Here is a 14,712-nt window from a genome sequence, read left to right as displayed (position 1 = left end):
TCGGTTCACTGTGACGCGAGCTTTTGACGGAAAGTTACCGTGTAACTGTCTCACCGTTCGACGATAGTCGTCGATATCGGCGTGCCATCCGGTGAGCGGAGACGGACGCGAACGTCACCGGCCATCACATCCAGTTCCGCGTGGGCCGGCTGATAGCGCCGCGGGTCCGCGTAACTGCCCGGGTTGACCAGCGTCCAGCCGCCGAAATCAGTCAGTACGGGTTTGTGCGAGTGTCCGACGACGACGATATCGGCGTTTTCCTGCCGAGCCAGCATCCCGAGGGCGGTTTCGGTGTGCTCGTGGCCGTGGACAACGACGATGGTCAGCCCCTCCCAGGAGACGGTCGCAACGTCGGGGAGGCGGGCGCGGACCGCCGGTCTATCGTTGTTCCCGACGACGCCGGTCAGTTCGTCGCATTCGGCGTCGATAGCATCGAGGACCCGCTCGGTCATGAAATCGCCCGCGTGGAGAACGTGGTCGGCCTCGCGGACAGCATCAAGCGTCCGACCTGACAGTCGATGGTCGTCCGTCCCGTGCGTATCTGAGATGACAGTGAGCATACCGCCGGTAACGGAGCCAGGTATAAATCCAGAAGCATTTTGCGTGATGGATGTGACGGAAAAATAATGGCAGGGAGCAAATCAGTCGTCATCGCCGCACTGATAGCCAACGGCGCGATTGCGATTCTGAAGTTCTTCGGCTTCCTCCTTACCGGGAGTGCCGCGATGCTGTCGGAAACGTACCACAGCATCTCAGACACCGGAAACCAGGTGTTCTTGCTCATCGGGATTCGGTTCAGCGAGCGGGAGCGGGACCGTCGCCACCCCTTTGGCTACGGCAAGGCGCAGTTCTTCTACAGTTTTCTCGTCTCCGTGTTCCTGTTCGGCATCGCCGGCTGGGAGAGCGCGAAACACGGCTACAACCAACTGACCGCCGGCGGGCACGGCGGCGGTGGACACGCCGGGGAGGCAGTCGAGTTCCTATTCATCTCCTTCCAGCCGCCGGCGTGGCTGGACCCGCTGTGGGTCAACTACACCGTCCTCCTCGGCGCGTTCGTGTTCGAGACGTACGCGCTGATAAAGGCCCGCGCCGAAATGAAACGCCAGATCGACCGGAACGACTGGTCGGGCTACCGCGAGGCGTTCCGCAAGACCAGCGACGTGACGACGCTGACCGCGCTCACTGAGGACACCATCGCGCTGGCAGGCATCGTCATCGCGCTGGTCGGCCTGTTCCTCGAACAGCAGACCGGCAACCCGTTTTTCGACCGGATCTCCGCGCTGCTCATCGGGATTATGCTGATGGGCTTCGCCCTGGCCCTGGCCTGGGAGAACAAGCGCCTCCTCCTGGGGGAAAGCCTCCCGACGGACGAGGAACAGCGACTCCGTGACGTCATCATGCAGAACGAGAACGTGACGGAGATCATCGGCTTCCGGACGGTCTACTTCGGGCCGAACGAGGTCATCGTCTTCGCGGACCTACAGTTCGACCCGGCACTCGATACTGAGTCGATGGACGACGAGATAACGACCCTCGAATCAGCGATGCAGGACACTAACGGCGACATCAGGAAAGTCTACATCGAGCCGGAGTCGTAGGGGTCGCTGTCTTCGAGCCACCACGGAATCGGGACGCGCTCGGTGTCGGTCGTGACCGTCACTGTCGTATCGATGTCCGGCCGGTCCGGTCGACGTTCGGTGTGTTCGACGTATCTGATTACCCCCTGTCGGTCGACGTACAGCCGCGACCGCCCGATTTCGGACTCGTTCTCGCCAATCGGCGTCTCGACCGTATCCGTCACGGCCAGAACAGCGACCGGTCGTCCGTTCCACTGGACGGAATCCACCTGCCGATACTCGGTATTCGACAGGAGTTGTCGGAGCAGATTACTCCCGGCTGTCGAGGTGACCAGCGAGGTGTTCGGTGTCGCGGGCGTGGTGGCGTACGGCGTATCAGGATCGTCTCGGACGTTGGTGTACACCGTCCCGTTGGCGAGGATCACATCGTCCGATATCGGACCGAACCGACGTCTGACGCGCTGGACCTCTCGCTCACGGTCTACCCAGACGTCGAGCGTGTTCTGTGGCCCCGCCTGTTCGACGTGGCGGTGGAAGCTCCGGGTCGAAAGCGCCTGCTGGTGACGGTCCAGTAGTCGGCCCACGTCGACGGTTCCGTTGCTAGTCGGGACTGTCACTGTCGCGTCCGGCGAGGGAGTGGGGACGGGCGCTGGCGTCACCGGGTCGCCGCCGTCCGCTGTCGACCCGGCCGAAAAGAGGCCGGAACAGCCCGCGAGAAGCGCGATGGCGACAGTGAGCGTGACACGCCACATACGTTTCAGGAAGGGCGCTCGCGGCAAGTAGCTGTGGGGCCGAACCCTTTTGCCGGTGAACGGCCAATCGAGAGTACGTGGCAACGACGGACGACGGCTACATGCGGTTTTTCCCCTTCGAGGAGCCGTACGACCATCAGCAGGAGGCGATGGGAACGATATACGACGCCCTCGACGAGGGCCGGGATGTGCTGTTCGAAGGGGCCTGCGGGACCGGCAAGACGCTCGCCTCGCTGGTCCCCGCGCTGGAACACGCCCGCGAGACGGGCAAGACCGTCGTCATCACGACGAACGTCCATCAGCAGATGCGCCAGTTCGTCGAGGACGCCAGAGCGATTACCGACCAGGAGCGACTGCGAGCGGTCGTCTTCCGAGGAAAAGGGTCGATGTGTCACATTGACGTGGACTACGAGGAGTGTCAGGCGCTGCGGGACACGACCCGTGACCTGGTCGAAGTCGAGAGCGACATCGCCGAGCTCGAACAGCGCGAGGGGGAACTCCTCTCGGACGGCCAGGCGGGAAGCAGCGAGGCGATGGAGGCCCGCAACGCCGTCGTCGAGGAGCTCCGGGACCTGCAAGACGAGCGCGAGGAGATCGAAACCGAGCGGTCGACCTGCGACCACTACTACCGGAACCTCACTGTCGACACCAGCGAGTTCTACGCGTGGCTGTTCGACGACGTTCGGACGCCCGACGATGTGTACGAGTACGCCCACCAGCAGGGGCTGTGTGGCTACGAACTGCTGAAAGAGGGGATGGACGGCGTCGACCTCGTCGTCTGTAACTACCACCACCTGCTGGACCCGACCATCCGCGAGCAGTTCTTCAACTGGATCGGCCGCGACCCCGAAGACATTATCGCCGTCTTCGACGAGGCCCACAACGTCGAGTCGGCTGCCCGCGACCACGCCCGGCGGACGCTCACCGAGAACACGCTCGACCAGGCGCTGGAAGAACTCGACAGCGAGGAGGACGCCCGAACGGACGCCGCGGCCAACGTCATCGAAACGTTCCGGGACGCGCTCGTCGAGGCCTACGAGGACTCCTTCGAGTTCGGCGCACGCGCGGCCGTCGACGAGCACTGGGACGACATCACCATCGCCAACGACGACCGGAAGGACGACCTGACGCTTGCCTTCCTCCAGGGGTACACCGGCCCCGGCTTCCACGAGGAACTGGACCGCGCGCTGGAACTCGGTCGAGACCTCGACGCGCGCTACCAGAAGGCATTCAAAGAAGGTGAGCTGGACACCAGAAAGGAGTGCCAGACCCTGCAGGCCGCCGGCTTCATCGCCGACTGGCTCGACGAATCCGACGAGACCGGCCAGTACCCCGTGGTCAGCGTCCGCCGCGACGAGTCGACCGACGACGTGTACGGCCGCGCGGAGCTGTACACCTGCATCCCCGAAGAAGTCACCCGCGACCTGTTCGAGGACCTGCACGCGGCGGTGCTGATGAGTGCCACGCTCCGCCCCTTCGACGTGACCGAGAACGTCGTCGGCGTCGACGACCCGGTGACGATGGCCTACGGCGCGCAGTTCCCCGAGGACCGCCGCCGAACCTACGCCATCGACGGCCCCGCGCTGTTTTCCAGCGAGCGGGACGACCCACAGACCCAGCAACGCATCGCCCGCACACTCGAAGACATTGTCCGGTTCACGCCCGGCAACACACTCGTGTTCTGTCCCTCCTACAGCGAGGCCGAGCGCTACCACGACATGACCGCCGTGAGCGCGACCCGGTACCTGGACGAACCGGGCACGCAGGCGCGTGACCTCCGAGAGGCCTTTACCGACGGCGACAACGGCGTCCTCTACACCTCGCTGTGGGGGACGCTCGGCGAGGGCGTGAGCTACGACGGCGACGACGCCCGGACGGTCGTGGTCGTCGGCGTTCCCTACCCCCATCTCGACGACCGCATGGACGCCGTGCAGGACGCCTACGACACGACCTTCGGCGATGGCGAGGACGATGCCGGCTGGCGCTACGCCGTCGAAATTCCGACCGTCCGCAAGACCAGACAGGCCCTCGGTCGCGTGGTCCGCTCGCCGGACGACTTCGGCGCGCGCATCCTGCTGGACAAGCGCTACACCGAAGCCGCCGAGATGGAGATGCACGACTACGCCGTTCGCGGAACCTTCCCCCCGGAGGAACGCCGCGAGATGGTCGATATCGGCCCCGAGAAGCTCAAGTTCGCGATGCTGAACTTCTATCAGGACATGGACGCCTACGACGGACCACCCCCGAAGCCGTAGAACTGCTCTGTGACGGCTTCCCGTGAGTCCGTCTCCAGCAGGCTTCAGACAGAGGAGTCTGCCCCAGTCGCTGTGTTCATCACGGGATAATTTTAGATTTGACATCATTTTAAACATAAAGTTGTCGATACGTCGGATCGTTTGCAGGGTTTGGAAAACTACTCGTGGCTTTATTCTCCGGTGTTTTGAACCGGCCATCCCGAGAGAGCGCGATGAAACCAACGACAGACATCTCACGTCGCGAGTTCGTCACGGTGGCCGGCGCAGTCACTGCCAGTGCGCTAGCGGGCTGTTCCGGGAGTTCTATTGACACCGCCGAATCAACGACTGAGACCGCTAATGGGAGCACAACAGGCGCGAATACGACCGGTGACGGAGCAACAGAGACAAACGACCTCGTCAGGGCTATCGATAGCCAAGCAGTTCCGTTCGAGCCGACAGCCCCGTCCAGTGGCCTCGACGATATCGCCACCCGACTCGCTGAGACGCCTATCGTCGGGATCGGAGAGAGTTCACACGGGGTGAAGGAGTTCAAAACAATTCCTCGACAACTCGTTCAGCGACTGGTCAGCGACCACGGCTACCGTCTGGTGGCGATAGAAGGGACGCTCGGGGACTTCGCTTCCGTGAACGCGTACGTTACTGGCGGGGAGGGTGACCTCGACGCGGCGCTGTCGTCACTCGAATTCTACTTCTGGCAGACCGACGAGATCCGCCGGCTGTTCCAGTGGCTACGGGAGTTCAACGACGGGCGACCCAGTGCGGACCAGGCTGTTGTGCGGGGGTACGATGCCCAGTTCTATCACATCAACGCGAGGGCCATCCGGTCGTACCTCGATAGCGTGGATTCGGAGTATCTGGCGGAGATCGAGGACTCGCTCGAACCGTTGACGACGCGGTTTCAGGCGACCGATCCCTCCACGGTCGCGACCGATTCCCAGATGGCACTGATCGAGGATCTCGAAGAGCGGCTGCGGACCCACGAGAGTCGCTACGTGGAACAGCGTTCGGAGACCGAGTTCCGGCTTATGCAGCGCCACGTCTGGACGCTCGAACGAGGGGTACGGTTCGTGGAGAAACTCGCCGCCGAGGAGTACACACAGGGTAAAACAATCCGTGACGCGGCGATGGCCGACAACGTCGCGTGGCTCCGTGAGTGGACGGGTTCGGAGCGCGCCATCGTGATGGGGAACGCCAACCACACGATGAGAAACGTCGGGGACGCGTCGGAGGACGGAGCGCGAATGGGGCAGCACCTGACTGAACGGTTTGGCTCGGACTACTACTCGCTCGGGCTGCTGTTCGGGTCGGGTTCGTTCGCAGTGCCGGCAAACCACGAGAGAACCGAGTTCGAGACGTTCGACCTCGGTGGCCCAGTCGGCAAGACGCTGGAAGCGACGCTGGCGGAGGCGTCACACCCACAGTTTTTCCTTGATTTCGAAGACGTACGGGAGCGAGACTCGATCGACCGCTCGGTCGCGAATACATCGAAGATGCAGGTGACGGCCCCGAAGGCACCCGAAAAAGGTGCGATGGCGATTCCGGAACCCCCCGGTGAACTGATGGATGGCATCGTTTTCATCCGCGATGTCTCGCCCGCAGCGTTCTCTGAGTCAGCGTAGCCACAGCGAAGTCATCGTTTTACGAACCGGGCGCAACAGCTGATTCAGGTTCGCGTCAGTATGTCCCGTATTCGCGACGACTGCTGTCGCTCCCGAATCAGGATCTGAAGGGGCTGTGAGAGAAGGGCGGCGAGACGGAGAGCCTATTGTGGCCCGTCGACGACCCGCTCGGCGTTGTCGGCTGACCAGCCGAAACCGGATGTTTTGAAACCCTCCACGCGAAACTCGCGGGCAATGCTAGTCGCTTTCGACTTCGACGGGACGCTCTCCGATTCGGAGATGACGGTCCTGCTGGGAAGCCAGAACGGGACGGCCGAGGACATGGCCGACATCACAGAGCGCGCGATGAACAACGAAATCGAGTACGCCGAAAGTCTCCGCCAGCGGTGTGCGCTCCTCGAAGGCCTCTCCGAGGAGAAGGCACAGGACGCCTTCGACGAGGTCGCCCTGCGCCCCGGCGCGGCAGAGATCATCGAAGCTCTGCGGGACGCCGGCGTCTACGTCGCTATCCTCACCGGCGGGTTCGAGCGCGGCGTCGAGGCTGCACTCGAAACGGAGGGGGTCGAAGTCGACGCTATCGTCGCCAATCGGCTGGTTATGACAGACGGAGAACTCACCGGTGAGGTCCGCGGCCCGCTCATCTCCGGGACCAAAGACGATGCGATGGAGGTTGTGACCGCTGTCACCGGCGAGGACCGGGACACGACCGTCGCGGTCGGGGACGGAGCTAACGACCTGCCGATGCTCGAAGTCGCGAACCTGGCTATCGGCTTCGACCCGAAACCGGCCGTCGCACCGTCGTGTGACACGTCGGTCGAGACGATGGACGAACTGTACGACCTGCTGGAAGCCGAAGACGTCCTGTAGCGCAGTTTCCGCGCTCGCGCTCCGGATTGTGCATTGAAGCCGTTCTCGCCGCTGACCAGTATCGGATGAGAGATTGAAGCAGGGAGAGGCACGCTCCCCACGGACGCGAGCGTTCGTTGTCGGACCAATGACAGAGTATGGTTGAGCGTGAACCGACGCGTGCTCGCTACCGGCGACGGTTCATTGAATACATTATCCTCTCCCGTAATAAACCTAGTGAACAGGTGAATTCTTGCGTCACTTTGGTACGGATGTCCAGATATTGGATCCAGAATACTGTATCTTCAGTTAGTTGGTTGCCTGACCGATAGCCTGGTCGAGGTCGGCTTTGATATCCTCGACGGATTCGGTGCCGACGGAGAGTCGGACCATGTCATCAGTGACGCCGGCGGCGGCCTTCTCCTCGTCAGTGAGCTGCTGGTGGGTGGTCGAGGCAGGGTGGATGATGAGCGTCTTCGCATCGCCGACGTTTGCCAGCAGGGAGGCGATCTCCGTCGATTCGACGGTCGTTCGGGCGGCATCGTAGCCCGCGTCGAGGCCGAACGTTATCATGCCGCCGTAGCCGCCGTCGAGGTACTCGCTGGCGGTGTCGTGCGTTTCGTGGTCTTCGAGGCCGGGGTAGGTGACCCACGAGACCTCGGGGTGGTCGGCGAGGAACTCGGCGACGCCCATGGCGTTGTCGCAGTGGCGGTCCATCCGCGCGGGCAGCGTCTCCAGGCCCTGCATCGTCTGCCAGGCGTCGAAGGGTGACTGCTGGCAGCCCAGGTCGCGGAGGCCGCGGGCGATGGCGGCGTAGGTGAAGGCCGCGTCGTCGAACCGCTCCCGGAAGTTGACGCCGTGGTACGCGGGGTTGTCGCCGGCGATTTCGGGGTATTTATCGGCGTGTTCCTCCCACGGGAAGGAGCCACCGTCGACGAGAACGCCGCCGACGGTGGTGCCGTGGCCGTGAATCCACTTCGTCGTGGAGTTCCAGACGAGGTCGGCCCCGTGTTCGATTGGGTTGCAGAGGTACGGCGTCGCGAAGGTGTTGTCGACAAAGAAGGGGACGCCGTGGTCGTGGGCGATCTCGGCGAGGCGCTCGAAGTCGGGCGTGACGAGCGACGGGTTGCCGATGGTCTCACAGTGGACGTAGGCGGTGTTCTCGTCGATGGCCTCGGCGTAGGCGTCGTAGTCGAGGGTGTCGACGAACCGGGTTTCGACGCCGTTGCGGGGCGCCGTGTGGGTGTAGTAGGTGTAGGTCCCGCCGTACAGCGACGACGCCGTGACGACGTTGTCGCCGACGTCTGCGAGCAGGAAGGTGGCGAGATTCAGCGACGCCATGCCGGAGGCGGTGGCGACCGCGCCGACGCCGCCTTCCAGCGCCGCCAGCCGTTCCTGTAGCATGCCGACGGTGGGGTTCATTAGCCGCGAGTAGATGTGGCCCGGCTTCTCCAGCGCGAACTGCTTTGCGGCGTCCTCGGCGTCCTCGAAGACGTAGGATGTTGTCTGGTACAGCGGTGGCGCGCGCGAGCGGGTCTCGGCGTCCGGCTCTTCCTGCCCGACGTGCAGCGCGTCGGTTTCGAATCCGTGGTCTTGGTCGTCACTCATACACCCCGCTTCCACCGGACGGGTCTTAATAACAGCCACACCGGTCAGCCCCGCCACTGCTACGAGATACCGGTGATTCTTCGCACTAATGCCGAATAGGTTCGGCCATGGGTCGACAGGGTACAATCTGGGCGGTGCTGTCGAGACAACGTACAAACAGGCGGACGGCCGGGAGCGAGTGGTGCGACAACTGTCGCACCCGAAGCGACCCGGGGAAGGGCAGGCCTGCGGTCGTGCCGGGCGGTTAGCATACCGGTCGCCTGGCGACCGGTTTCCCCGGTCGCGAACGCAGTGAGCGACCGGCCTTTTTCGCCCACGTTTTTGTACGGGGGTTGAGCGCTCGCCGCAGGCGAGCGCGAGGCCCCGTGGAAAAAGGTGGGTTAGGAGAACTTCCGGACCGTCATCTCAAGCGTATCCAGGTCCAGAATCGGGGCGTAGCCGGCGTCGGGGTCGATGTTGACGCTCTTCTGGAACTCGGTCTGGGCCTGCCAGCACCCGGAGTTCAGCGCAACGACGTTGTGATACTCGCCCCAGCCGAGCTTGTGGACGTGGCCGGTGTGGAACACGTCCGGGACCTCCTCCATGACCAGATAGTCGCGGTCCTCGGGGGCAAGCCGGGTGTGGCCCCCGTACTGCGGCGCAACGTGGCGCTTTTTCAGGAGCTGATACATCGCCTTGTGTGGCTCCTCGTAGCTCGCTTCCTCGTCGGGGAGTTCGGCGATGACCTCGTCCAGCGAAACGCCGTGGTACATCAACACTGTGACGCCCTCGACGGTGACCAGCGAGGGGTTGGAGTGGACCTGGGCGTCGTGGGCGGTCATGATATCTCGGAGTTCCTCGTCGAAGCCGGGCTGGGGCTCGGCCAGCCGAACGGCGTCGTGGTTGCCCGGAATCATCCGGATCTCCATGTCACCCGGGACTTCCTTGAGGTACTCCGAGAACGCGCGGTACTGGTCGTAGATGTCGATGATGTCCAGTTCCTCGTCCTGCTCTGGATAGATACCGACGCCCTCGACCATGTCGCCGGCGATGAGCAGATACTCGACGTTCTCGGCTTCGGAGGTGTGGAGCCAGTCGGTGAAGCGGTGCCAGGCGTCCTCCATGAACTCCTGGCTCCCGACGTGGACGTCGGAGATGAGCGCCGCCTGAACGTGCCGGTCGGCGGTCGAAGGGCTGTGCGTTCGGGGCACGTCCGGGAAGTACAGCGAGTCCACGAACAGAATGCCGGCGTCGTCGGCCAGCGTCCCCTCGACGGCGATGACCTCGTCCATGAGTAACTGCTGCACGAGGTCGGCGATAGGGCGGTCTTTCATCACGAGGCAGGGGAAGGTCCCGTTCGTGTCTTCCAGTTCGACCAGCCAGTGCCCGCTAGCGGTCGAGCGGATGTCCGAGACCATCCCGATCAGCGCAGCGTCGCTGCCGCCACCCATGTTCTCGATGGCGTCAGTCGGTCGGTGGTTCACTCTGCCGCGCAGTTTGCTCGCTAGTTTCTCGTAGCGGTCCCGGAACACCGAGACGAAGTCCGAGTACTCGCCGGTCCCGGTAGACTGGCCGGTCATGTCGTTCGCGACTTCGATTGCCCGGAGGGATGTGTCCACGTCCCGTGACCCCCCCGTTTCAGGTGGAACGGACCCACCCGGTTCGGTCGACGTGGCTGCACCTGTTCCAGTCGAAACGGAGGGGTGTGAATTGGGTGGAGTGCCGGTAGTTTCGTTTCCGGGGTTTGGTTCGGTATTCGGCGATCCCCCGGTGGCTTCTGTCGCTTCAATCACGGAGTCGACGTGGTCTGTTGTCAGCTTCAGCGCGTCGTCGGGGAGGGTTTCGAGTGCACGTTCCAGCGTCGCCGATGGGTCCGATGTGTCGGCGATCCGAGTCACTGCCTCGCGCTCCGCGTTGTAGCCGCGGCTCGCGAGTTCGCTGACGATTCGTGCCGGCGTCTCCAGAGGCACGTTCCACACTCAGTGTCTGCGGTCAAAAGGATAGCGAACCAACGGCCGTCACAAGATTGATACCCCGCTGTCGGCAATCCGAGATAGGATGGGCCGGGACGAACCGACCAGTAGCACGCCTCCAGACGGGACAGAGGAGTCTGTGGAGGCCAGCCCTGCGTTTCGTCTCGCGCTATACGTCCGTGACATCGGTACGAGCGTCGGGGCAGTGGTGCTCGTCGGCGCGTTCCTGTTTGCTGTCAGCGGGGTGTGGCCGCCACTGGTCGCCATCGAAAGCGGGAGCATGGAGCCACACATCGACACCGGCGATATGGTGTTCGTCATGGACGCGGAGCGCTTCTCGGGACAGGCGGCCCGTCACGGCGTTGTAACGGCAGCGGCCGGGACAGAGACCGGCTATCGGACCTTTCAGCAGCCCGGGGACGTCATCGTCTTCGAACCCAACGGTAACGAGCAGCGAACGCCGATCATCCACCGGTCGATGCTGTGGGTCGATGCCGGCGAGAACTGGTACGACCGCGCGAACCAGACGTATGTCGGGAGCGCGGACAGTTGCGACGAACTACAGAACTGTCCGGCGCCGCATGCTGGGTTTATTACGAAAGGTGACAACAAAGTAACCAACACTAGATACGATCAGGTCACCGGGCAAGCACCGTTGTCCGCCCGGAGTGGGTCATTGGAACCGGGACCTTCCGAATCCCTCGTCTCGGATACGTCCGAGTCCAACCGTCTCAGCTATGGCACACGTCGGTGTCGATACCGGTCGGAGGAGCTACAGCACCAGCGGCAGCCTGAGCAAATCGGAAGATAGCGTTCGGTCCAACAACAGAAAGTTGATTGGCCGCCTCCGAGTATTCGTGGTACGAATGGCCGGGTCAGACCGTCGGTCGTCGGATGGAGACGAAACCGAGAGGCCGGGAGGGATGATGTACGTGGCCGATATCGTCAGTAGCGCCGGCTCGGTCCTGCTCGTCGGGGTGTTGCTGTTCGCCGTCAGCGGTGTGTGGCCCCCGCTCGTCGCTATCGAAAGCCCGAGCATGGACCCCCATATCAAGGAAGGCGACCTCGTGTTCGTGATGGAAGAGGAGCGGTTCTCCGGCCCGGGTGATCACGGGGGTGTCGTCACCGCAGCGAACGACGACAGCTATCGGACGTTCCAGCGTCCGGGCGACGTTATCGTATACGAGCCCGACGGCAACAGTCGGCAGACTCCGATCATCCACCGAGCGATGCTGTGGGTCGAGGAGGACGAGAACTGGTACGACCGCGCGAACAAGGACTACATCGGCAGTGCGGACAGTTGCGACGACCTCAGCTCCTGTCCGGCCGACCACGCCGGCTTCATCACCAAGGGCGACAAAAACGGCCGATACGATCAGGTCGGCTCTCCCCCCATCAGCGAACCGGTCAAACCCGGGTGGGTCGTCGGTACGGCAGAGATACGGGTCCCGTTGCTGGGACAGGTCCGACTCCAGTGGAACAAGGCCGGAGCGACTGGTGTAGTAACGGACGAGGCGGGGTCAACGGTGACGGACGAGACGGGACCCACAGCGGTGAACGGCACCGCGGCCGGGTAGCCGTATCACTCGAAGGGGATTTTTTCACCTGGAACGGCCGAGCTGTCGAGCGCGAATACAGTTCGCAGGTCAGTTGTCGAACCGGGCCTGGACGAACGGCTGGACGTCGTCGATATCGCCGAGTCTCGAATCCGACAGGAGCACCGCCTCCGTCTCTTCGGTTGGAACCGAGAGGGAGATCTCTTTCGTGCGCCCGTAGCGGCCCTTCGAGACGACGACGGCGTTGACGATGCCGAGCATGTCCAGCTCCGAGATGAGGTCTGTGACGCGGCGCTGTGTCAGGATGTCGGCGTCGATCTCCTCACAGAGGTTCTTGTAGATGTTGAACACCTCGCCGGTGTTGATGTTGTGGACGCCGTTCTTTTCCAGCAAGATGATGGCAAAGAGGACAATCTTCGACTGCGTGGGGAGCGTCCGGACGACCTCGACGACGCGGTCGAGTTCGATCTTCTCCTGAGCCTGCCGGACGTGGTCTTCGAGGACGTTGTCCGTCTGGTCACGCTCGGCGAGTTCGCCGGCCGTCCGGAGGAGGTCGAGCGCCCGGCGTGCGTCCCCGTGTTCCTGTGCGGCGAAGGCCGCACACAGCGGGATGACGTCCTCAGTGAGCGCGTCGCCTTTGAACGCCACGTCCGAGCGTGCCTGGAGGATGTCCCGAAGCTGATTCGCGTCGTAGGGGGGGAAGACGATTTCCTCTTCACCAAGGCTGGACTTGACCCGTGGATCGAGGAAGTCGGTGAATTTCAGGTCGTTCGAGATGCCCATAATCGAGACGCGGGAGTTCTCCAGTTCGGAGTTCATCCGGGAGAGGTTGTACAGCGTGTCGTCGCCGCTTTTCTCGACGAGCTTGTCGATCTCGTCGAGCATGATGACGACCACGCGCTCGTGGTAGTCGACGGCATCGAAAAATGAGCTGTACACCCGGTCCGTCGGCCACCCCGTCATCGGGACTTCCTCGAACTCCGCCTTGTCGGCTTCCAGCGATTCGATTTCGGTTTCGATGTCGTCGAGGGAATCGAACGCCGTCTCTTCGAGTGCAGCCGCGTTCTCGCGTGCACGCGATCGGAGATCTTCGAGTTCGGCGATGCGGTCGTCGATGAGCTGGGCGTTCTTGTCGATGAACTTGTTCGCGAGCTGGGCCAGCACGCGGTACTGGGTGTCGGTCACCTCGCAGTTGATGTACTCCACTTCACAGGGAACCTCGTACTTCTGTGAGGTCGTTTCGAGTTCCTCGCTGACGAACTTCGCGGACGCGGTTTTCCCCGTTCCAGTCTTGCCATAGATGAGGATGTTCGACGGCGTATCGCCGCGCAAGGCGGTGACGAGAATCGTCGCCATGTTGTTGATCTGCTCCTCGCGGTGGGGGAGTTTGTGCGGCGTGTAGGAGGGGCGGAGGACCTCCTTGTTCTCGAAAATGGGTTCCCCTTCGAGAAGGTCGTCGAACAGGCCGCGGGACGCCTCGTCTGAGGGATCGTCGGATCCGGCATCGAGATTGTCGAGAATAACGTCGTCGAGATCGGACGGCCCGGTCGATGCCCCGGAGTCCGTTTCGACATCGAGTTGCTCGTCGGACCCGTCGGCGTCGTTCGACGTCTCTGTCGTCGACGGGTCGGATGCCGGGGCCGAGTTGTCGCTTTCGTCAGTCATAGTCGAGAGAGTCCCCTTCGTTTCGTGTGGAGAGAGTTGGAGACACCGGAACAGAGGGAGCGAGGAGTGCGTCAGTACCGTCGTTAGTGAGCATCAGCGCTCTCCGGTGCGTCCAGTTGAACCACATGAACCGTACCGTGAGTCGATATTAAATATTTCGGTACACCACCCATGAAACATATATGTTGGCATATTTATGAGTGCTCCCGCATGGGTTCCGTTGTCGTAAAGAGGACTATAGCTTCAGTTTCACTGGGTTAGACGGGCATGGCACGGCAGGGGTATGAGTGGAAGGGAAGGGGAGCCATGGAGTGGTTCCGGGAGCTGGTACGCTGTGTGAACACGAGTGGTGGTACCACGGAAGGACGGGACCTGTAGGACAAAGCGACCGTAACGGGCCAACCCCCCCACCCCTTCGTTTCCGGTGGAACGGGAAACAGGCCCGGGGGAGGGGGTGAGGGTGACGAAAATGTCCTCTAGTAAGAGGAAAGATTTAATACACTGCCTCATAAACCAAAGCCGCACTAGATAAAACAAATCCCTAGTAGAGGGTAGTATACAGTTTTCTAGTGTCTAGGCCGTTCTAACTAGCGGTATGGCGAGTCGCGCCGATTTGAACAGCTGGTCCGCTCCCGATTTGATCGGTAATTCTCCACCCCCTCCCCAGGGATGTCTGTCGTTCCACCTGAAACAAAGGGGTGGGGGGCTAGGATGGTCCACCCCTAATCCGAATCGCTGGGTTTCGGATGACCGGACTCCACCCGAACAGTTCCCGTCCCGATTGCATCCGCGGAAACGCGCACACGCTGATCTGTGCTATGCCTCCCCATGTCAGAAAAAGGACTAATGTCTGACGTAGGCTTAAGTGAATTCGCCTAT

At 62.4% G+C, this 14,712-nt stretch carries 10 protein-coding genes and 1 pseudogene; 6 read left to right on the top strand and 5 right to left on the bottom strand.

The features are described from left to right. Positions 1 to 50 precede the first annotated feature (50 nt). Positions 51 to 560, bottom strand: a complete 510-nt coding sequence (locus SG26_RS07930) for a metallophosphoesterase (RefSeq protein WP_014039050.1) — start codon at positions 558 to 560, stop codon at positions 51 to 53. A gap of 66 nt (positions 561 to 626) precedes the next feature. On the opposite strand from SG26_RS07930, the gene SG26_RS07925 reads away from it, so the two are divergent. Next, positions 627 to 1,598 carry a cation diffusion facilitator family transporter gene (locus tag SG26_RS07925; RefSeq protein ID WP_014039049.1) on the top strand — a complete coding sequence of 324 codons (972 nt, stop codon included), beginning with the start codon at positions 627 to 629 and terminating at the stop codon, positions 1,596 to 1,598. On the opposite strand, the gene SG26_RS07920 is transcribed toward SG26_RS07925, so the two are convergent. Next, positions 1,577 to 2,329 carry a hypothetical protein gene (locus tag SG26_RS07920; protein ID WP_050037290.1) on the bottom strand — a complete coding sequence of 251 codons (753 nt, stop codon included), beginning with the start codon at positions 2,327 to 2,329 and terminating at the stop codon, positions 1,577 to 1,579. The two genes, SG26_RS07925 and SG26_RS07920, sit on opposite strands and share 22 nt — an antisense overlap. Positions 2,330 to 2,406: 77 nt before the next feature. Here SG26_RS07920 and SG26_RS07915 point away from each other — a divergent pair, with 77 nt between their 5' ends. The 3 genes from SG26_RS07915 (at position 2,407) to serB (ending at position 7,073) form a co-directional block, all read left to right on the top strand. Further along, the gene (locus tag SG26_RS07915) at positions 2,407 to 4,584 is read left to right on the top strand and encodes an ATP-dependent DNA helicase (protein ID WP_050037289.1); all 2,178 of its coding nucleotides are present in this window, start codon (positions 2,407 to 2,409) and stop codon (positions 4,582 to 4,584) included. Positions 4,585 to 4,796: 212 nt separating this feature from the next. After that, a complete protein-coding gene (locus SG26_RS07910; RefSeq protein WP_050037288.1) occupies positions 4,797 to 6,206 on the top strand; it encodes an erythromycin esterase family protein in 1,410 nt (469 codons plus the stop codon). 234 nt (positions 6,207 to 6,440) lie between these two features. Then, positions 6,441 to 7,073, top strand: coding sequence for a phosphoserine phosphatase SerB (serB, locus tag SG26_RS07905; RefSeq protein ID WP_014039045.1), 633 nt, complete (start codon positions 6,441 to 6,443; stop codon positions 7,071 to 7,073). A gap of 288 nt (positions 7,074 to 7,361) precedes the next feature. Here the strand turns inward: serB and SG26_RS07900 are convergent, their stop codons facing one another. Beyond that, the gene (locus tag SG26_RS07900) at positions 7,362 to 8,660 is read right to left on the bottom strand and encodes an O-acetylhomoserine aminocarboxypropyltransferase/cysteine synthase family protein (protein ID WP_050037287.1); all 1,299 of its coding nucleotides are present in this window, start codon (positions 8,658 to 8,660) and stop codon (positions 7,362 to 7,364) included. Between the two features lie 380 nt (positions 8,661 to 9,040). Then, positions 9,041 to 10,609 (bottom strand): DNA-directed DNA polymerase II small subunit, encoded by a 1,569-nt coding sequence (locus SG26_RS07895; RefSeq protein ID WP_050037286.1) that lies wholly within the window; start codon positions 10,607 to 10,609, stop codon positions 9,041 to 9,043. 88 nt (positions 10,610 to 10,697) lie between these two features. Here SG26_RS07895 and SG26_RS07890 point away from each other — a divergent pair. Then, positions 10,698 to 11,407: pseudogene (locus SG26_RS07890) on the top strand (S26 family signal peptidase). 128 nt (positions 11,408 to 11,535) lie between these two features. Further along, positions 11,536 to 12,189 carry a S26 family signal peptidase gene (locus SG26_RS07885; RefSeq protein ID WP_050037285.1) on the top strand — a complete coding sequence of 218 codons (654 nt, stop codon included), beginning with the start codon at positions 11,536 to 11,538 and terminating at the stop codon, positions 12,187 to 12,189. A 69-nt stretch (positions 12,190 to 12,258) separates the two neighbouring features. Here the strand turns inward: SG26_RS07885 and SG26_RS07880 are convergent, their stop codons facing one another. Beyond that, positions 12,259 to 13,833 (bottom strand): Cdc6/Cdc18 family protein, encoded by a 1,575-nt coding sequence (locus SG26_RS07880; protein WP_050037284.1) that lies wholly within the window; start codon positions 13,831 to 13,833, stop codon positions 12,259 to 12,261. Between the last annotated feature and the right edge of the window lie 879 nt (positions 13,834 to 14,712).

The organism is Haloarcula sp. CBA1115, from assembly GCF_000827835.1.
In the GTDB taxonomy this organism is placed as follows: Archaea; Halobacteriota; Halobacteria; order Halobacteriales; family Haloarculaceae; genus Haloarcula; species Haloarcula hispanica.
The sequence above is the reverse complement of the archived record's forward strand: the minus strand, read 5'-3'. Positions and strand labels throughout refer to the sequence as shown.